Source organism: Telluria sp. AIW5, from assembly GCF_056680575.1.
The window spans coordinates 4082213-4101581 of record NZ_CM155289.1; the positions used below are offsets into that span (position 1 = coordinate 4082213).

Below are 19369 nucleotides of genomic sequence, written 5' to 3' on the forward strand. Positions count from 1 at the left end.
AATGCTGAGCGTTGCCATGCCTGCGCGCGCGCGGCTTTGCTATCATCCCCGGGATGAATAATGTGCTGCTGATCGACGACGACACCGAACTCGTCGCCATGTTTACCGAATACCTGGAGCAGGAAGGTTTTACCGTGTCCTGCGCCCACGATGGCGTGAACGGCGCGCACGAAGCCCTGAGCGGGCGCCATGCGATCGCCGTGCTCGATGTCATGATGCCCTCCCTGAACGGCATCGACACGCTGCGCCGCATCCGTGGGGCCGGCAACGCGTTCAGCAAGATTCCGGTCCTGATGCTGACCGGCCGCGGCGACGACGCCGACCGCATCCTGGGCCTGGAACTGGGCGCCGACGACTACGTCACCAAGCCCTGCACGCCGCGCGAGCTGACCGCGCGCGTGCGTGCCATCCTGCGCCGCACCCACGACACCCAGCCGGACGGCAATGCCGGCGCCGTGCTCAGCGTCGGCAAACTCACCATGCTGCCCGAGCAGCGCCGCGCCACCTGGGATGGCGCCAGCCTCGAACTGACCAGCACCGAATTCAACCTGCTCGAAGTGCTGGCGCGCCATGCCGGGCGCCCGGTCAGCAAGAACGAGCTGTCCGAACAGGGACTGGGCCGGCCGCTGGCCCGCTTCGACCGGAATATCGACGTCCACCTTTCCAGCCTGCGCCACAAGCTCGGCCTTCTCGACGATGGCCGCTCGCCGCTGCAGACCGTGTACCGTCTCGGCTACCAGCTGATTCGCGTGTGACGATGGCGCGCGCGCACGGAAGACCCGCGGGACGCCTCTTCTGGAAGTTCTTCCTCTCGATCCTGCTGGCCCAGGTCGCGGCGGCGGTCGGCATCGGCACCTATTTCTGGCTGCGCGAACAGGCGCGGGTAACCAATACCGTCACCACGATCGAGACCGGACCGCCAGCCGCCTTCATGCTCGATTCGGCCGCGGTCGCCCTCAAATACGGCGGGCTGCCGGCGCTGCGCGAGATCGTCAAGCCAGGCAACCGGCACACCGTGTTCGTCGTGGACCCGAACGGACAGGAACTGCTCGGACGCGAAGTGACGAAGGCCATGCTGGCGCAGGCGCGACGCGAGCTGGGGGCGGGCCGTCCGTTCCAGCCGGTGCGCGAACTCGTCGCACCCGATGGACGGCGCCTGCTTGCCTTCGTGCCGCGCCAGTTGCGCCCGGCACCGGCCGGCGCGCCGGCCATCCCACGCCCAGGCCAGCCATCCGGCGACGCCTGTCCGGACCCGGCGCTCGACGCGCGCAAGGACGGGCGCGGCAAGCCGCACGCGGGCTCCGGCGGCCCGGGCCATGAGCGCGGCCCAGGTTTCGGCCGTGGCGACGGCCCTCCCGGCCCTTTCGGTCCAGGATGGCAGTTCAGCAAACCGATCCCGCTGCTGTCCAGCGTCATCGTCAGCCTGCTGTTCGCCTTCCTCCTCGCCTGGTATTTCTCGCGCCCGATCCGCGCGCTGCGCAATGCCTTCGAGGCCGCGGCCGCCGGCGACCTCGCGCCGCGCTTCGCCGCGAGCCGCAAGGGCGGCGACGAACTGAACGACCTGGGACGCGACTTCGACCGCATGAGCGCGCGCCTGCGCGCCCTGATGGACGGCCAGCGCCGCCTGCTGCACGACGTCTCGCACGAACTGCGCTCGCCGCTGGCGCGCCTGCAGGCGGCGATCGGCCTGGCCCACCAGCAGCCCGACCGGATCGCCACCTCGCTCGAGCGCATCGAGCGCGAGAGCGTGCGCATGGATAAACTCGTCGGCGAGCTGCTGACGCTGTCGCGCCTGGAAGCGAATCCCGACTTGCCGAAGGTCGAGCTGGTCGACATGGCGGAACTGGTCGACGGCATCGCCTCCGACGCGCGTTTCGAGGCGGGCGCGGACGGGCCGGCGATCGCGGTGTCCATCGAGGGCGACGCACAGATCGCGGTGCGCGGGGCGCCCGACCTGCTGTGGCGCGCGATCGAAAACGTGGTGCGCAACGCGGTGAAGCACGGCGGCGCTGGTGGCATCGTCGAACTCAGGCTGCGCGCGGATGCGAAGCTCGTGCAGGTCGAGGTGCTCGACCGCGGCCCGGGCATCGCGCCCGGCGACCTGCCGACGATTTTCCAGCCCTTCTTCCGCTCGAATCCGTCGACGAACAATGTCGATGGACATGGCCTGGGCCTGGCGATTGCCGAGCGCGTGGTGCAGGGGCATGGCGGCAGCATTCGCGCGACGAACCGCGAGGGCGGCGGCTTGCAGGTGACGATCGCGCTGCCGCGCGTGGCCTAGGGTTCGAACCAATAGCGCGCGTTCGTGCGGCGGAATTCCTCTACCGCGATGGCAGGTCCGAATGCAAAGCCGATCGCGCCCGATTCGTCGGTGCGCAGGCGCTTGATATCGAGCCCGCCGTAGCGCTCGAAGACCTCTTTTTTCGGGTGCCGGTAACGGTTGCGGTAACCCACCTGGAACACGCCGATCGATGGCTGCACAGCCGCGAGGAAGGCCGGCGTCGATGAAGTGCCGCTGCCGTGATGCGGCGCGAGCAGGACGTCGGCGCGCAGTTTGTCGAGGCTGCCGGCCACCAGCGCCGCTTCCTGCGCCGCCTCGATATCGCCCGCGAGCAGGACCGCCCTTCCCTGCGCCGATATGCGCAAGGTGCAGCTGCGTGCATTCGCCTTCAGGTCGGGGGCTGCGTAGCTGGCGGGCGCCGGCTGCAGCATCTCGAAGACGACGCCGTCCCATTCCCAGCGCTGTCCCGCAACGCAGCGCGTGTGCATGCGCGCCGCGGCGACGACGCGGTGCCCCTCCCCCAGCGAACTGCTGACCAGGTCGACCGGCAGCGCCTCGAGCAGCGTCAGCGCCCCGCCCACGTGATCGACATCGCTGTGCGACACCACCAGCGTGTCCAGGCGGCGGATGCCGCGGGCGCGCAGGTAAGGCAGGATCACGCGGCTGGCCGCATCCTGGCCGGGCGCGTATTGCGGGCCGGTGTCGTACAGGAGCCGGTGCCCGTGCGTTTCGACCAGCAGCGCCATGCCCTGGCCGACATCGAAAGCGGTAACGGCAAAGCTGCCGGCCGGCGGCTGCGCCGGCTGCAGCAGGAACAAGGGCAGCCAGGCCACCGCGCCGGTCCAGCGACAGGGCCAGCCGCGCGGCGCCAGCATCCAGCCGGTGCCGGCCAGGGCCAGCGCGAACAGCCAGGCCGGCGGCACGGGTGCGCTCCACACCGCGAGCGGCAGCGTCGCCAGCCAGCCGAGGACGCGCGCCAGCACTTCGAGCACGAAGTGCGCGCACCAGAGCACTGGCCCGGCCAGGGGCGCGGGCAGCAGGCTGCCAAGGAGCGCCAGCGGCGTGACGACGAAGCTCACGACAGGTATCGCGACCGCGTTGGCAATCGGGCCGACGAGCGACACCCGGGAGAACAACAGCAGGGTCAGGGGCACAAGGCCGAGGGTCACCGCGTACTGGGTGCGCGCCGCCAGCCGCAATGCCGCGCGCCAGCCCTGCGCCGAGCCGTGCAGGCGCCCGAGGCCCACATACAGGATCACGCCCACCGCGCCGAACGAAAGCCAGAAGCCCGGCCACAGCACGGCCCAGGGGTCGAGCAGCACCACCAGTCCCAGGGCCAGGCACAGGATGTGCGACACGCTCGTCAGGCGTCCCATCCACAAGGCCGCTGCCACCACCGACAGCATGTACAGGGTGCGCTGGGCCGGCACCCCGAAGCCCGCCAGCAGCACGTACAGCAGCGCGGCGGCGGCACCGCTCAGTGCCGCGACCTTCTGCGCCGGCAGCAGCAGGGGCAACTGGGCGTGGGTGAAGAAGGAGCGGCGCCACAGCAGCGACATCGCCAGCGCCGCCATCCCCGCGACCATCGTGATGTGCAGGCCGGAGATGGCGACCAGGTGGCTCACGCCCGTGCGGTTGAAGACATCCCAGTCCGGCTGCTCGATGCCGCGCTGGTCGCCGACGACCAGGGCCACGATCACGGCGGCATACGGTTTGCCGGCCAGCGCATCGACGATGCGTGCGCGCAGGACGTCGCGGCAGCGCTCGACCAGGTGGCCGGACGTGAGGATGAAATCGTCGAGGCGCCGATTGTCCGGCGCCGCACGCACATAGCCGGTGGCGCGGATGCCCTGCCCCAGCAGCCAGGCTTCGTAGTCGAAACCGAACGGGTTGGCGTTGCCGTGGGGGCGCTGCAGGCGGACCGTCAGGCGCCAGCGCTCGCCGGGGTGCATGGCTGCGGACTCGCCTTCGGCGCGGTACCAGGACAGGGCGAGCATCGGCGGGACCGTGGCTTGCCTGGTGAGGACGTGTTCGACGGCGAACTGGAAACGGACGCCCTGGCCGAAATCGTGCGGGAGCTTGGCGACCGTTCCGACCAGTTCGATGTCGCGGCCTTCGTCGGACTTGGCGAGTTGGGGTGCGAGGGTGAGGTGGGCGAGGAAGGCGGCCCACGCGAAGCCGGTTAGTGTTCCGGCGACCGTGGCACGCACGGGCCCGCGCAGGGCGAGCAGGAGCGCGATGGCTGCTGTGAGGCAGGCTGCGATCTGCCAGGGATCGGGCAGCGCGGCGCGCGTTTGCAGGAAGGCGGCGCCGGCGACGAAGCCGAGGATGGTGGAGCGCATGGGGCGCCGCGAGGAAGGCCGGCGGCCGTCAGGTAGCCGGGGCGCTGGTGGGCGGCGATGGGTGCGCGGCCTGCGCGGAGCTGGACTGATGGTAGCGGATACTGGAGATTATTTTGTCCCACAGGGTCACGGCGGCCTCCTGCGACAATGACGAGGGAACCGGTCCATTATCGCCTTTGCCAATGTCCATGGTAAAGGAAAGGTGGGGGATCAAAACATTGTGTTCGGTTCCATTTACTTCCCACCAAAATCCATAGACGGTTGCATCGTTGTTCTCAACTACCCGTGTGACCAATTCATCACCGGCAATGCCAGCGATCGTGCGTGGTGCTGCACGCAGGTTTTTAACGCGCGTTTTCTCGGATAACGACAATCTCGCATCCACTTCCGCGCTCCTTTCAAGCAGGCTTTGCTTATCTGGCTTGTTTCCAGCTGCCAGGATGAGCATGAATCTGATATCTGGGTGATTTGGCACTTGGGCGTGCATCATGATTTGCTCACCCTGATCGGCGGCAAGTGGATCGCGGAACCACGCACGATAGACACAAAAGCCCGGTTCCGTCGGCGCTCGGCTGTCCGGATTCGGGACGAGCTTCGCGACCAGCCTTGACAAGTTTTCAATCAGGTCTGGGTTGTAATCACGTGCGGAAATATCAAAGCTCATTCCTTGCCCATGCACAAGAGCCTCGATTGCAACACCCTCGTCATGGTAACGCTCCAGTTCCAGGCCCCTCATTTGGGTGCCTTCCGACACGTTGCGGCTGTGTACAAAAATCTTGCCAACGACACCGTTGTCTGTCGTCACTTCCTTGACCGATTCGAGGTTCTCGTTTCCGCCTAGCAGGTCCGGCGCAGCCTTGAGGCGCGCTTCGCGCAGGACAAGGCGCTTTCGAAAATCGGCTTCCGGCTCGTCGAATGACGAGATGTCAAAGCCGTCGATGCGAGGCTGTTCGAGCTCGAGCTGCGCCTCTTCCGGCATGTCAATCAGGAACCTGCCCATGCACACCGTTTTCATTCCCTTTGTCATGCGCGCCACCTCTTGCTGGTCCCTGCGCACGACTTCTCTTCCCTGCAACTGCCCGACTGCCCAGCTGGCCGCGACCAAGCCGAAGGCGCCGGCGGCAACCAGCTTGCTGACCCTCATCCAGAACGCGCGCTTCACGTCGACTCCCCGTTGCTATCGCCGCCCGCCTGCCGCGGTGCATCCGCGAGCCGCACCAAACGCCACGCGCCGCGCCGCTCGATCGACCTCGCCGCGTTTGCCGAACGGCCGAAGGCGCCAGGCGGGAGCGCGAAGGTTGCCAAGGGCAGCAAGCTGCCTTGGGCGAACCAGCGCGTCCCGTCCAACGCGCGCGGGTCTTCGCAATGCCACCAGCCGCTCGCCGGACACGGAACGCCGGTTGCGGCAAAACTGCCGACCGGAACGCGCTGCTCCTCCATGATGCGCGATCCGGTACCGCCAGTGGTAAAGCCGGCAGCCGCCACCGGCGTCGCCTGCGCCAGCGGCAGCGGCACCCGCTTGCGGCTGCGCTTGTCGACCAGTTTCCAGGAAGTCTGGGTTTTCGATTCGAAGCTCTGCTGCATTCCCCTGAGCTTTTCCCACAGGTTCTGCGGCGGCAGCAACAAGGCCTGCGGCATGCGCTCGCCCTTCTTGATGTACTGCCGCTGCCCACCCAGCACGCCGATGCCGTTGCCGCCGTCGCCGCACTGCCACCAGCCGCTTTCGGGACAGCGCTCGCCCGCCCATGCGTAGGTGCCGAGCGGTGTGTGCGGCGGTTCGACCGCGACAGGCTTGGGAATTTCGGTAGGACGTAATCGAATGCTGGACGAGATCTTGTCCCAGAGGGCCATCCCGGCCTCTTGCGATAATGACGAAGGAACCGGGCCGTTGTCGCCTTTTCCGACATACATCTTGAAAGCGACGTGCGGAAGAAACACGTTGTCCTCCGTCCCGTCGACCTCCCACCAGAACGTGTAGACGATGGCGTCATTTTGCTCCGCGACGCGCGTGAGCACCTCATCACCGGCGATTCCTCCAATTGTTCGTCGCTCTTCGCGCAAGTTCGAAATGCGCTTCTTTTCGTCCGGTGTCAATCCTGCCATCGCGTCTGCTGTCCTTTCAAGCAGAGTTTGGGTTGCCGGCTTGTTTCCGGCAGCCAGAATGGCCATGAATCGAATATCCGGATGGCTTGGCAACTGCGCGTGCCTGATGATTTCTTCGCCCTGATCGGCGGTTAGCGGATCACGGAACCAAGCGCGGTGGACACAGAAGCCTGGCTCCGTTGGCGCTTTGTTGGCCGGGTTCGGCACCAGCTTAGCTATCAGCTTTGGCAAATTTTCGATGAGATCCGGATTGTAATCATTTGCCGACAGTTCGAAGCTCATGCCCTCTCCATGCACGAGGGCTTCGACCGCAATGCCTTCATAACGGTAACGCTCCAGCTCGAGGCCCCTTGCTCGGGTGCCTTCCGTTACGTTTCGGCTGTGTAAAAAAATTTTTCCAACTACGCCGTTTTGCGTTTTAACTTCCCTCACCGATTCGAGGTTTTTGTTTCCGCCAAGCCGGTCTGGCTCGGCCCGCAGGCGCGCCTCGCGCTGGACTAGACGATTCTGGAAGTCTGGTTCCGGCTCGTCAAACGACGAGATGTCGAACCCGTCTATGTGCGGCTGGGTTAACTCCAGCTGTGCCTCTTCCGGTATGTCGATCAGGAACCTGCCAATGCAAACCGTTTTCATTTTCCTAGTCATTTGCGCCACCTCTTGTTGGTCCCGACGTGCCGCCTCGCGCTTGTCGCGAACCTCGCCGACGGCCCAGGCTCCCGTTAATCCGACGATGACGATCCCGGCTAGCAGCTTGGCCAGCCCGTTACGGAGCCAATGCGTCACGACGTCTCCTGAACGATCTTGACGATCAGGCGCAGCGTCAGCATCAGCATTTCCTGATTGCTGTAGCATCCCTGATGGTCATATCCCTGCGTCGCGAAAACCTGCCTGACTTTTCGACCTGGCCCCGTTCCCGACTGGTGAGGAACCGTGCCGTCCCCACGGGCGTCTTGCTCTTCGAGTTCGAAAACCAGGTCGGTCTTCCCCTCTATCCGAACGCGGCGCTGGCCAACAGGAGTCTGCCCCATGAAACGTGCCGCGCTGACGTTGGCGGCCGTGATGACCATTGCAGAACCTGCCTGTTGCCTCGCAACCCATCGCACTTGACCATACGACCGTTTGTGTTGATCGTCGCCGTAAAACGCGTACGTGTTTGGATGGTAATAATCGCCAAGGGAACGGTGGAATTGCTCTGCGGTGTCAATTGCGTCAGTAATCGCCTTTTCCACACCGTCCCGTGTTTTCTTATATTTCCCAGCGGGGTCGGCCAACGCCGGATTGATCAGCCGATACCAAGGGGTCAGGTCGCGGTAGACATCATATGGATTCGACAACTTTCCGCCTGGAAGGTGCAGGTAGTCGCCGCGTGCAAGGCCGTTGTTGAGAGCCTGCCCTATTGCTTCACGACCTGAGGGCTGCGCTTTTCCATCGCTTGCCATAACACGGACATGCAGCCACGGCGCAGGATAAAGGTGGTTCGGCAGCAGTTCGAGCGCCCCCGGCGACGTCGCCAGCACGGCAGTGGTTTTCTCGGTCGTTTCGCCCAGAATTGATGCCAACGCGCAGGCTTCCGCGTTCGCGAGCGGGCCGTTATCCGGACTCGAACTTTCTGTACCACAGGCCATCCGGCGATATGCGGCCGGTGCCCCGAATGCGGGCATGACGCCGTGGATAATGCCGGCGATCTTGTGCGGGATGCGTTTTGCGCAGGCGCGTGCCACCAGTCCACCCATCGAGTGCGTAACGAGAATGACCTGTTCGCAGTGCCGTTTCGACTTGGTCCAGGATTCGATAATCTCGAGAATCCGATTCTCCAACAGCTCCGACGATTTCCCGCAATCTTCGAGCCAGTTGTAGCCGACTGCGTAGACTGGAAAATATCGTTTTGCGTTTTTCTTGAGATGTTTTTCCGTCAGCGGCTCGAATTCGCGCACGCCCCACTTTTGTGGCTCACAGGCCATCACATCTTTCCAGTGCGGCAAGACGAAGTGCTCTTTCTTGGCTTCGTCGTACCCCAACGTCTGGTTCAGGCGTGTCTGCAGCGCGTGCAACAGTTCGCCGTAAGACTCGGCATGCACTTCACCCCACCCGCGTTCACGCGCGCCGGCCTCCGACAGCTCGTAGCCGTGGACGGCGTCCAGCGCTGCGACGGGGCCGAGATCGTCCACCTCCAGTGTCGGGCCATCGAACAGTCTCTGACGGTCTGCTGGCGAAATACGGCGCCATTCAAATACAGCACTGATGCCCTCCTGTTTACCGTTAGGCGGCCGCCAGACAAGCTCCCCAGGCGTGACCTTCGTGTTTTTCTCGTTAATGATCCTCATCGAACGCGGCTTGCGCTTCGCCCGCAAATTGGTCCCCATAATCCCGGGCACCACAATCACTGGAATCACATGATTCGGCGGAATGAGCCCCATTCCCCGAATCGTGTAATCGGTCGACGACATAAAGGAATTCAGTTCCCAGCCCCCGTTGGGCAAGGGAACGGGAGGCGGTAACGGCCTGGTCTTTTCACTCATGGGAAGGGCGAAGCGTCAGGCGTTCGAGGGAAGAAGTTCGAAACGAACCGGACCGAGCGTGGCGCTCTGGTGCAGCGACGTGCGTCCCTCCTCGTCGCTGATGCCGTCGATCTTGCTGCCGTCCTGCAGGTGCGCGGTGTAGCGCTGGTTGGGCACCGGTTCGCGCGTCTGCAGGTCGCGCAGCACCACGCGCTCGTCGGTGCGGATGTTCGACTTCGCGAAATCGAGCGTGGCCGGCGTGCCGCCACCCGGACCGCCGTGCACGATCGAAGCCGCCTTGACGACCTGCTTGCCCGCGCTTTGCTGGACGATCGTGCCGTCCGCCCAATCGGTCTGCGCCCCTTTCGACACCACCCGCACCACCGGCGCCTCGATGTAGATGGCCTCCGACGAAATCAGGCTGATGCGCTTCGAGGCCTTGATCTCGACGCCGCCCTGGTGCGCCTCCAGCGTCAGGTTGCCGCGCGCCGCCACCAGCTTGATCCCGAGCGCATGCGCAAACGCGCTGATGCCGCGCGCCGCGCGCACGAAGACGTTGCGCCCGGCCGAGATTTGCGCGTCGCCGCCGCTGGCGATGTCGACCTTTTTCTCCGAGCCGAGCGCCACGTTGTCCTGGCTGGCCAGCACGATGCCGGCCGGCGCCGTGACGGCGACGATCGGCGCGGCCGGGCTGGAACCCGGCGCCAGGTTCGTGCCCTCGTCCCAGCGCTTGAGTTTATCGGCCAGTTCCGCCAGCCGCCCGCTGCTCTGCTCATCACCCGCGTGCTGCTCGGCGAGTTTCGCCATTTCGTCGGCGACGCTCTGCATCAGCTCCGCCAGGCCGACCAGGCCGGCGCGCGAGAGCTGCTGTCCTTCGTCCGCCGGCGAGGCCTCGGCCGTCACCAGCACGCCCCGCCGGCCGCGGATGGCGACCGCCTGCTCGCTGCGCAGTTCCGCGCCCTCGCCCCGCGCCTTGCCTTCGCCGTTCGCGCGCGGACGCGACAGCCAGCCGAGGTTCAGTTCGGAGGCCGCGTGGTCGCTCGCGAGCTGGGCGCCGATTTCGCCGCGGGTGTCGTCGAAACGCAGCTGGCTGCCGCGCCGGCCGTTCACTTCGCGGCTGCGCAGGCCCGACAGGTAGCGGTTGCCCGGCAGCTCGCCGTTCGCGCTCAGCGCCGGCGGCACGGCCTGGCCGTTGAAAAGCTGGGCCAGCACGATCGGCTTGTCCGGGTCACCGCCAAGGAAGGCGACGAGCACTTCGCCGCCCACGCGCGGCAGGCTGAGCGTGCCGCATTGCTGGTGGCTGCCGGGGCCATTGCCGGCCCAGTTCGAGGCGACCCGTACCCAGGCCGAATCGAGCGGCGAGCCGGATGCGCCGGCGCCGTGCGCGTGTTCGTGATCGACCGTGCGCATGCCGGGAAAGCGGATTTTAACGCGGCCCAGGCTGTCGCAATGCACCTCTTCGTTGGCCGGGCCGACGACGATCGCGCTTTGCAGTTGCGGATGCGGCAGGTCGACGCGCGGGTCGAAGCTGGGGACGATGGGCACGCCGCGCCGCACGGCCGAAAAGCGAACCTTGACCGGCGCGCCGCCGGCTGGCGCCACCCAGCCACTGCGCTCCAGCAGGCGTTCGATGCGCCCGTTCATGTCGCCCGGCAGGTTGTTGCGTACGCTGGCGTGCAGTTCGGTGATCAGGAATTCGCGCTCGGCCTGCGGATGCATGTCGATCTCGGGATGCCCGGCCAGCGTGAAGTACTGCCCGGCGCAGAAGTCGCGCACCGTGCCTTCGCCATGGAAGCACTTCGCCTCGAAGGCGTGGCGCGCCATGCGCAGTTCGCCCAGGCGCGCATGGTCCTCGACGTCGTTGCCGGCGTGCGGCGTTTCGATCAGGTAGTCGTCGAGGCTGGCCGCCAGCGCGTTGCCGCGCCCGCCCTGCTCGAACGCGCCGCGCACGCTGCTCCCCATGAAGCGCTCGCCGCCGGCATTCTTGTAGTCCCAGCTGTGGCGCGCGGCGCTGCCCGGCTGCAGGCTGCGCGCGGCGTTCCAGGCGGTGATGGTGTCGCGTTCTTCGGTGGCGTCGTCGCGGTGATAGCGCACGGTGCCGGCGCTGTTCTGCGGCAGCCTGGCGGCGTCGGCGAACAGGACCAGGGTGTGGGCCGGGATGCGGTCGTGGCTGGGGTCGACCGCGCTGCCGCGGCTGCGGCCGGACCGCACGCACCAGGAGATGCCGCGCCGGCGCAGCAGGCGCCGGACGAAAGCGGCGTCGGATTCGTTGTACTGCATGGTCTGTTCGCGCGCCGGATACGCTGCCAGGTCGAGCAGCCCGTCCACTTCGTACTCGAAGGCGCCGGCCAGCACCGCGTTCGCGTGGCGCCACTCGTCGAACAGCAGCTGCACGATCGCCAGTTCGTTCTGGTTGCGGAAGATGCGGCTGTTGACGCGCTTTTCCATGATTGCGAGCGCATCGCGCAGCACCAGCTGGTAAGTGGTCAATGCGCCGTCGCTGTCGCCGGCACGCGCTTCGGTAACGATGCCGCAGATGCTGCGCAAGGCGCCGCGGTCGGTGACGACCTGGATCTCGGCGGGCAGCGCGATGAAGCTTTTCAAAGGGAGCGCAGGGTCGCTGGCGACGCAGGCGACGCGGTACTCGATGCCGCCGCAAATCGACTCGGTGCCGGCGATCTGCTGCGGCAGCAGGACGTCGTCGGCGAGACCCTCGGCATGCGCGAGGCGCAGCCGGAGCGCGCGGTGCGCGGTGCTCAGTGACTGTTCGTGCTGTAGCACCCGCAGGAAGGCACTCGCGCTGTCCAATTTCCCTCTCCCATGCCGAAAGAGCCATCGTCCCACGAACCCGACAATACCCGATTGCGCAGCATCATTGTGTCCAAGCAGAATGTGGCGAACTTTGCACTGCCGGGACCGTCATCTGGTTGCCCACACAGCAGAGTTCAGCCAGCCTGAATAGTTCCGTTCGAGGCCGGTTTTATTCGGCCAGCAGCGCCGCCAGGCGCGGGATCGCGGCCAGCGAACTGCGCCAGGCCGCGGCCCGCACCTCATCGATGCCGGCACTCCGTAGTCCGGCCAGCGCCGCGCCGATCGCCGGCAGCTGCTCCGGGCTGTTGCGCCCCGGGTGGATCCAGCTCGGGGAGATGTCGGGTGCATCGGTCTCGAGCACGATCCGCTCCAGCGGCAGGTTCGCTGCCAGGCGCCGGATCTGCAGCGCGCGCGTAAAGGTCATGGCACCGCCGAACCCGAGATGCATGCCGAGCTTGATGAAGGTCGCCGCCTGCTGCTCGCTGCCGTTGAAGGCGTGGGCGATGCCGCCCGCCGGCTGTATCTGGCGCAGGTGTTTCAGCACCTGGTCCTGCGAGCGGCGCACGTGGGTCAGCACCGGCAGCTTGAAGTCGCGCGCGATGCGCAGCTGCTCGCGAAAGAAGCGTTCCTGCTTCTCGCGCATGGCGGGCTCGCACAGGAGCGGGATGAAGAAATCGAGACCGATCTCGCCGATGGCCACGAAGCGCGGATCGTCCATCGCGGCTTCGACCGCGGCGCGCAACGCGACGAGGTCTTCGTCACGCGCCTGCGGCACGTAGATCGGATGGATGCCGAGCGCATAGCTGGCGTTCGGCGCCGCATGCGCAAGCCGTGCGACGATATCGAAATTATCGCGCGCTACGGCCGGGATCACGATCATCGACACGCCCTGCACACCGGCCGCGCGCGCTATGTCGAGCGAGGACGCGCCGAATTCGAGCGCGTCCAGGTGGCAGTGGGTGTCGATCCACACGGCTTACTCCTCCAGCGGCACCAGCCCGTGCTCGGTCAGGCGCAGCGCGCGGTCGCAGCGGCGGGCCAGCTCCATGTCGTGGGTGACGATGACAAAGGCCGTACCGAGGGTGCGCGAGAGTTCCAGCATCAGGTCGAAGATGACGAGCGCCGTCGTGTGGTCGAGGTTACCGGTCGGCTCGTCGGCCAGCACGCAGGCTGGCTGCGTCACCAGGGCGCGGGCCAGCGCCACGCGCTGGCGTTCGCCGCCCGACAGCTCGCCCGGACGGTGCACGACGCGCTTGGCCAGGCCTACGCGGCCGAGGATCGCATTCGCCTGTTCGACCGCCTGCGCGCGCTTTTCGCGCCGGATCATCAGCGGCATGGCCACGTTGTCGAGCGCCGAAAACTCGGGCAGCAAGTGGTGGAACTGGTAGACGAACCCGAGCGAGGAATTACGCAGGTCGCCGCGCCGGGTTTCGGACAAGGTCGCGAAGTCTTCGCCGAGCAGGGTGACCGAACCGCCGGTCGGCGTATCGAGCCCACCCAGCAAATGCAGCAGCGTCGACTTGCCCGAGCCCGAAGCGCCGACGATGGCGACCCGCTCGCCGCGCGAAATCGCGAAGTCGATCTTGTCGAGCACCTGGACCTGGTAGTCGCCCTGCTTGAAGGTCTTGCTCAGGCCGCGGCAGGCCAGCACTGGCGTGTCGGCCATGGGATTCAAAGCGTCACTCATAGCGCAGCGCCTCCGCAGGTTTCACGCGCGACGCCGACCAGCTCGGGTAGAGGGTCGCGGCAAACGAGAGGAACACGGAAACGACGCCGATGCGCGCCACGTCCGGCCAGCGCAGGTCGGACGGCACGGCCGTGAATTGGTAAATATCCTTGGACAAGAACTGCACTCCCAACAAATGTTCAATGAATGGAACGATGACATCGATGTTCAGCGCGACCAGCACGCCGCCCGCCACCCCAAGCGCGGTGCCGAGCAGGCCCGCCACCGCGCCCTGCACCATGAAGATCTTCATGATCGAGCGCGGCGAGGCGCCCAGCGTGCGCAGGATCGCGATGTCGGCCTGCTTGTCGGTCACCGTCATCACCAGCGTCGACACCAGGTTGAAGGCGGCCACCGTCACGATCAGGGTCAGGATAATGAACATCATCTTCTTCTCGGTCTGTACGGCGCCGAACCAGACCGCGTTCAGCTTGGACCAGTCGCGCATCACGAGGTCGCCCGACATCGATTTTTTCAGCTCGTTCGCCACCTGGGGCGCGGCGTGCATGTCCTTGATGCGCAGGCGCAGGCCGGCGGGTGCGCCGAGGCGTTCCATCTTCTCGGCGTCCCCCAGGCTGATGAAGGCCATGCCGGCGTCGAATTCGGAATGGCCCGCCTCGAAAATGCCGGAGACGGTGAAGGTGCGCATGCGCGGCAGCAGGCCCGCGGGCGTGGCCTGGGCCTGCGCCAGCAGCATGGTGACCTTGTCGCCGACGCGCAAATTCAAGGCACCGGCCAGCGCGTAGCCGAGCACGATGTTGAAACTGCCCGGCGTGAGCGACTCGAGCCGGCCCTCGCGCATGGTGTCGGCGATCTCGGAGACCTTGCGCTCGGCCTCAGGCAGGATGCCGCGGATGACGGCCGGGCGCATGGCGCCATCGACCTGCTGCAGCAATGCGTCGCTCTGCACGAAGGGCGCGGCGCCGATGACGGCCGGGTTGCGCAGCGCCTCTTTCGACGCCTCGCGCCATTGCGGCATGCTGCCCTGGGCGTCGAACACCTCGATATGGGCCAGCACCGACAGCATGCGGTCGGTGACCTGTTTCTGGAAGCCGTTCATCACCGACAGCACGATGATCAGCGCCGCCACGCCGAGCGCGATGCCGGCCACCGAGATCAGGGAGATGAAGGAAATGAAGCCGCCGCCGCTGTTGCTGTCGCCGCCCTTGCCGCCGCGCGTGTAGCGCAGGCCGACCAGCCATTCAAAAGGCAATTTATGGATGATGCTCATGTTTATAGTCTCACTCGTACCGCAGGGCCTCGGCCGGTTTTACACGCGCGCCCGCCCAGCTCGGGTACAGGGTGGCGACAAAGGCGAGCAGAACCGCCAGGCCCCCGATGCTGGCCACGTCCGGCCAGCGCAGTTCGGACGGGATCTCGCTGATCAGGTAGATCTCTTTCGAGAGGAACTGGATCCCGAACAGGTGCTCGATGAAGGGCACGATCACGCCGACGTTCAGCGCCACCGTCACGCCCAGCAGCACGCCCAGCCCGCTGCCGAGCAGGCCCACCAGCGTGCCCTGCACGATGAAGATCTTCATGATCGAGCGCGGCGAAGCGCCCAGCGTGCGCAGGATCGCGATGTCGGCCTGTTTGTCCTTGACCGTCATGACCAGGGTCGAGACCAGGTTGAAGGCGGCGACTGCGATGATCATCGCCAGGATGATGAACATCATCCGCTTTTGCGACTGCACGGCGGCGAACCAGACGGTGTTCACCTGCGACCAGTCGCGCAGCACGAGCTCGCCCGCGAGGCTGCGCCGCAGCTCGGCCGCGACGCGCGGCGCCTGGTGCAGGTCGCGCAAACGCAGGCGCAGGCCGGCCGGGCCTGCGATACGCGCGGCCTGAATCGCGTCGTCGATATGGGCAAAGGCGAGCGTGGAATCGAATTCGTAGTGGCCGGCTTCGAAGATGCCGACCACCGTGAAGGTCTGGGTGCGCGGCGCGGCCGGCGTCGAGCCACTGGCCCCGCCGTTGCCTGCGCTGCCAAGCAACATGGTAACGCGCTCACCCACCGTTACGTCGAGCGATTTCGCCAGCGCGCTGCCCAGCACGATGTTCATCGAACCGGGCGTGAGCTTGCCGAGGCTGCCCTGGCGCATCTCGTGCGCCACTTCCGACACCTTCGCTTCCTCGCTGGGGAGGATGCCGCGCAGCAGGGCCGGCTTCATGACGCCGTCGCGCAGCAGCATGCCCTGCACGTCGGCGAAGGGCGCGGCGGCCACCACTTGCGGATTGCGCGCGGCGTCGCGCGCGACCGCGCGCCAGTCGGGCATGACGCCGCTCGCGTCGTAGACCTCGATATGCGACAGCACCGACAGCATGCGGTCGGTGACCTCTTTCTGGAAGCCGTTCATCACCGACAAGACGACGATCAGCGCGGCCACACCCAGGGCGATACCGGCCACCGAAATCATCGAAATGAAGGAAATGAAGCGGTTGCGGCCGCTGCGCTTGCCGGCGCGCGTGTAGCGCAGCCCCACCAGGGCCTCGTACGGCAGCTTGTAGATGATGCTCATGAATTTTAATGTTTGACAACTTGACCCCGCAGTTTGCCACACAAAGCTCATCCGTGACAGCACGGGAGGCGCCGACTTGCCCCTGGCGAGCCCGGAACTTCAGCCCGGCGCGGCCTGTCGAACCCGTGAGTCCGCAAACGGGCAAACGGATGTGGAGACGACATGCCGCGGCTGGCTTCCTGCACGCTCCCGACAGTTATCGGCGGCCGCGCCCGGCGCGAACTGCCGTGGTGTGGCGGCGCGGGCACGGATGCGCCCTGCGGAGCGGCGGCCGACTACTCGCGCACCGCCCATTTGGCCTACAATCACGGGATGTCCCAGATCACGCTCGTCCTTCCGTTCGCCCTCCCCATTCCCGAATTCGCACCCGACCTGGTGCGCGCCCTGCAGGCGCCGGCGCTCGCCGCCCTGCTGTCGCGTACCAGCAGCCATGCGCGCGTACCCGCCAACGACACGATCCGCGCCCTGCCGCACGAGCAGTGGCTGGCGAAGGCGCTCGGCATCGATGGCGCCGGCCGTCCCGCCTTTGCGGCGGGCGCGATGCGCGCCTGCGGCATCGAAGCGCAAGACGGCACCTGGTTCATCGTCAACCCGATCCATATCGAGATCGCGCGTACCCATTTGATGATGGGCGACCTGCGCAATCTCGGTTTGAACGAGGCCGACTCCCGCGCCCTGTTCGAAACGGCCCTGCCCTATTTCGAGGAGGCCGGCCACGCGCTGGTGTACGGCGACGCGCAGACCTGGTTCATGCGCGCCGACCACTGGGCAGGCCTGGACACCTCCACGCCCGACGCGGCGCTGGGCATGGACCTGACCGACTGGATGCCGGCAGGCAGCAGCGCCGCAGCCTTCCGCCGCCTGCAGAACGAGGTGCAGATCCTGTGGCATACGCACCCGGTGAACGTGGCGCGCGAGGCGCGGCGGCTGCCGCCGGTGAACGCTTTCTGGGCCTGGGGGGCGGCCGATGCGGCGCTGCTGCCGGCGTCGAAGGCGCCGCAATTGATGGCCTTCGAGGCCGCTGGCGCGGTCGCGCTGCTGGCCGCTGCGCAGCCGGCCGGGCTGCCCGACTTCGCCGCCGCCCTGGAAGCCGAGACCATCCTCTGGTGCGGCAGCGCCGCCCCGCACGCCGTCGGCGCCGACTGGGGCGGCTGGGTCGCGCAAGTGCAGCAGCTTGAAGCCGCGCTGTTCGCACCCATCTTGAATGCATTGATGAAGGGCCGCGTGCGCGAAGTGAAGCTGGTGCTGAGCCACCGCGACGCGCATGCCGAATTCTCCACCACCGCCCTGGCGCAACGCATGTTCTGGCGCCGCACCACCCTGGACCGACTGCTTTGAAAACCCGTATTTCCACCCGCCCCTGCCCGTTCCGCCAGTCCGAAATGCTGCGCCAGGGCGGCGTACATCCTGTTCTGGCCCGTATCTACGCCGCGCGCGGCCTGCTCGACGTGCGCGAGCTGTCCTGCGAACTCTCTTCCCTGGTGCCGCCGGGCGGCCTGAAACACATCGATGCGGCAGCCGTTTTCCTCGCCGACGCGATTGCCGCCAACAAGAAGATGACGATCGTCGCCGACTACGATTGCGACGGCGCCACCGCCTGCGCCACGGCCCTGCGCGGCCTGCGCGCGATGGGCGCGAACGTCGACTACATCGTGCCCGATCGCGTGGTGCATGGGTATGGCCTCACGCCCGAGATCGTCGAACTGACGGCGCGCGAAAAGTCGCCCGACATCATCGTCACGGTCGACAACGGGATTGCCAGCGTCGACGGCGTGATGGAAGCGAACCGGCGCGGCATCGAAGTCGTCGTTACCGACCACCACCTGCCGGGCGACTCCCTGCCGCCGGCGCGCGTGATCGTCAACCCGAACCAGCCCGAGTGCGGCTTCCCGAGCAAGAACCTGGCCGGCGTCGGCGTGGTCTTCTATGTGCTGCTGGCCCTGCGCGCCGAGCTGCGCAGGCGCGGCGTGTTCGATGCGCAGACGCAGCCGAAGCTCGACAACCTGCTCGACCTGGTGGCGCTGGGCACCGTGGCCGACGTCGTGAAACTCGATGCAAACAACCGCATCCTGGTCGCGCAAGGCATCAAGCGCATGCGCGCCGGCCGCATGCACGCCGGCGTGGCGGCCCTGTTCCGTGTGGCGGGACGCGAGGCGCGCTCCGCTTCTCCCTTCGACCTGGGTTTTGCCGTCGGCCCGCGCCTGAACGCGGCCGGGCGCCTGGAAGACATGGCGCTCGGGATCGAGTGCCTGACCACCGACGACGAGGGACGCGCCTGGGCGATCGCCCAGCAGCTCAACGACATCAACCTCAAACGGCGCGAGATCGAGGCCGACATGCAGGACACGGCGCTGCTGCACCTGGATGCATTCGAACCTGCCGACAGCAGTACGATTGCCGTGTTCGACGAGGGCTGGCACCAGGGCGTGATCGGCATTGTCGCCTCGCGCCTGAAAGAGAAATTCTTCCGCCCGACGATCACCTTCGCGCCGGGCGGGCCTGGCCTGATCAAAGGTTCGGGACGCTCGATTCCCGGCTTTCACATGCGCGACGCGCTCGACCTGGTCTCGAAACGGGTGCCGGGCCTGATCGACAAGTTCGGCGGCCACGCGATGGCGGCGGGCCTGACGATCAAGGCGGAATCCTTCGAGGCCTTCCAGCAGGCCTTCGAGGCGGTCGGGCGCGCCTGGCTGACGCAGGCGCAGCTGGAACGCGTCGTCGAAACCGACGGCCCGCTGGAGGACGAGTTTTATTCGACGTCGTTCATCGAGCTGTGCGATGGCCAGGTCTGGGGGCAAGGCTTTGCGCCGCCGGTGTTCTGCGACGAGTTCCGCGTGCTGAGCCAGCGCATTTTGAAGGAGAAGCACCTCAAGCTGCTGCTCGAGCGCAATGGCCGCCGCTACGACGCCATCTGGTTCGGCCGCACCGACGGCCTGGGAGAGCGCGCCCGCGTCGCCTTCCGGCTCGATGCGAACGAGTACAACGGCGTCACCAAGGTGCAGTTGTTGGTGGAGCACGCGGAGCCGGCATGACACCCGGAGCGCTTGCGATCCGTTTGCATCCGGCGTTGCGGCGTGCAGGCGCACGAA

Annotated in this window: 13 protein-coding genes; 4 read left to right on the forward strand and 9 right to left on the reverse strand. The window is 66.5% G+C overall.

What is annotated here, in order from left to right:
* Positions 1–53 precede the first annotated feature (53 nt).
* Both AC1MEM_RS18095 and AC1MEM_RS18100 read left to right on the forward strand, forming a co-directional pair.
* Complete coding sequence (locus tag AC1MEM_RS18095) at positions 54–755, forward strand: response regulator (RefSeq protein ID WP_499472809.1); 702 nt, start codon at positions 54–56, stop codon at positions 753–755.
* Between the two features lie 2 nt (positions 756–757).
* Positions 758–2281 carry a sensor histidine kinase gene (locus tag AC1MEM_RS18100; protein ID WP_499472811.1) on the forward strand — a complete coding sequence of 508 codons (1524 nt, stop codon included), beginning with the start codon at positions 758–760 and terminating at the stop codon, positions 2279–2281.
* Here AC1MEM_RS18100 and AC1MEM_RS18105 read toward each other — a convergent pair.
* The 9 genes from AC1MEM_RS18105 to AC1MEM_RS18145 form a co-directional block, all read right to left on the reverse strand.
* Positions 2278–4623, reverse strand: coding sequence for a DNA internalization-related competence protein ComEC/Rec2 (locus AC1MEM_RS18105; protein WP_499472813.1), 2346 nt, complete (start codon positions 4621–4623; stop codon positions 2278–2280). The two genes, AC1MEM_RS18100 and AC1MEM_RS18105, sit on opposite strands and share 4 nt — an antisense overlap.
* A gap of 28 nt (positions 4624–4651) precedes the next feature.
* Positions 4652–5785, reverse strand: a complete 1134-nt coding sequence (locus AC1MEM_RS18110; protein ID WP_499472815.1) for a T6SS immunity protein Tli4 family protein — start codon at positions 5783–5785, stop codon at positions 4652–4654.
* Entirely contained in the window at positions 5782–7509 is a 1728-nt protein-coding gene (locus AC1MEM_RS18115; RefSeq protein ID WP_499472817.1) for a T6SS immunity protein Tli4 family protein, read from the reverse strand. The genes AC1MEM_RS18110 and AC1MEM_RS18115 overlap by 4 nt, the downstream gene beginning before the upstream one ends.
* On the reverse strand, positions 7506–9173 hold the full coding sequence (locus AC1MEM_RS18120; protein WP_499472819.1) for an esterase/lipase family protein: 1668 nt from the start codon (positions 9171–9173) through the stop codon (positions 7506–7508). Before AC1MEM_RS18120 ends, AC1MEM_RS18115 begins: the two co-directional genes overlap by 4 nt.
* A gap of 87 nt (positions 9174–9260) precedes the next feature.
* Complete coding sequence (locus AC1MEM_RS18125) at positions 9261–12032, reverse strand: type VI secretion system Vgr family protein (protein WP_499472821.1); 2772 nt, start codon at positions 12030–12032, stop codon at positions 9261–9263.
* A gap of 172 nt (positions 12033–12204) precedes the next feature.
* Positions 12205–13008, reverse strand: coding sequence for a TatD family hydrolase (locus AC1MEM_RS18130; RefSeq protein WP_499472823.1), 804 nt, complete (start codon positions 13006–13008; stop codon positions 12205–12207).
* 3 nt (positions 13009–13011) lie between these two features.
* Complete coding sequence (gene lolD, locus AC1MEM_RS18135) at positions 13012–13722, reverse strand: lipoprotein-releasing ABC transporter ATP-binding protein LolD (RefSeq protein ID WP_499472825.1); 711 nt, start codon at positions 13720–13722, stop codon at positions 13012–13014.
* Positions 13715–14992, reverse strand: a complete 1278-nt coding sequence (locus AC1MEM_RS18140) for a lipoprotein-releasing ABC transporter permease subunit (protein ID WP_499472827.1) — start codon at positions 14990–14992, stop codon at positions 13715–13717. The genes lolD and AC1MEM_RS18140 overlap by 8 nt, the downstream gene beginning before the upstream one ends.
* Before the next feature lie 10 nt (positions 14993–15002).
* Positions 15003–16280 (reverse strand): lipoprotein-releasing ABC transporter permease subunit, encoded by a 1278-nt coding sequence (locus AC1MEM_RS18145; protein ID WP_499472829.1) that lies wholly within the window; start codon positions 16278–16280, stop codon positions 15003–15005.
* A gap of 162 nt (positions 16281–16442) precedes the next feature.
* Between AC1MEM_RS18145 and AC1MEM_RS18150 the strand changes: the two genes are divergently transcribed.
* Positions 16443–17618: a hypothetical protein gene (locus AC1MEM_RS18150; RefSeq protein ID WP_499472831.1), complete on the forward strand. Its 1176-nt coding sequence runs from the start codon at positions 16443–16445 to the stop codon at positions 17616–17618.
* A gap of 44 nt (positions 17619–17662) precedes the next feature.
* Positions 17663–19312 carry a single-stranded-DNA-specific exonuclease RecJ gene (recJ, locus tag AC1MEM_RS18155; protein WP_499477692.1) on the forward strand — a complete coding sequence of 550 codons (1650 nt, stop codon included), beginning with the start codon at positions 17663–17665 and terminating at the stop codon, positions 19310–19312.
* Positions 19313–19369 lie beyond the last annotated feature (57 nt).

What these genes read in the sequence shown, in the direction of transcription:
- AC1MEM_RS18095 (WP_499472809.1), top strand. Translation starts at nt 54, where the DNA reads ATGAATAATGTGCTGCTGATCGACGACGACACCGAACTCGTCGCCATG.
- AC1MEM_RS18100 (WP_499472811.1), top strand. Translation starts at nt 758, where the DNA reads ATGGCGCGCGCGCACGGAAGACCCGCGGGACGCCTCTTCTGGAAGTTC.
- AC1MEM_RS18105 (WP_499472813.1), bottom strand. Translation starts at nt 4,623, where the DNA reads ATGCGCTCCACCATCCTCGGCTTCGTCGCCGGCGCCGCCTTCCTGCAA.
- AC1MEM_RS18120 (WP_499472819.1), bottom strand. Translation starts at nt 9,173, where the DNA reads ATGTCGTCGACCGATTACACGATTCGGGGAATGGGGCTCATTCCGCCG.
- lolD (WP_499472825.1), bottom strand. Translation starts at nt 13,722, where the DNA reads ATGAGTGACGCTTTGAATCCCATGGCCGACACGCCAGTGCTGGCCTGC.
- AC1MEM_RS18140 (WP_499472827.1), bottom strand. Translation starts at nt 14,992, where the DNA reads ATGAGCATCATCCATAAATTGCCTTTTGAATGGCTGGTCGGCCTGCGC.
- AC1MEM_RS18145 (WP_499472829.1), bottom strand. Translation starts at nt 16,280, where the DNA reads ATGAGCATCATCTACAAGCTGCCGTACGAGGCCCTGGTGGGGCTGCGC.
- AC1MEM_RS18150 (WP_499472831.1), top strand. Translation starts at nt 16,443, where the DNA reads ATGCCGCGGCTGGCTTCCTGCACGCTCCCGACAGTTATCGGCGGCCGC.
- recJ (WP_499477692.1), top strand. Translation starts at nt 17,663, where the DNA reads ATGCTGCGCCAGGGCGGCGTACATCCTGTTCTGGCCCGTATCTACGCC.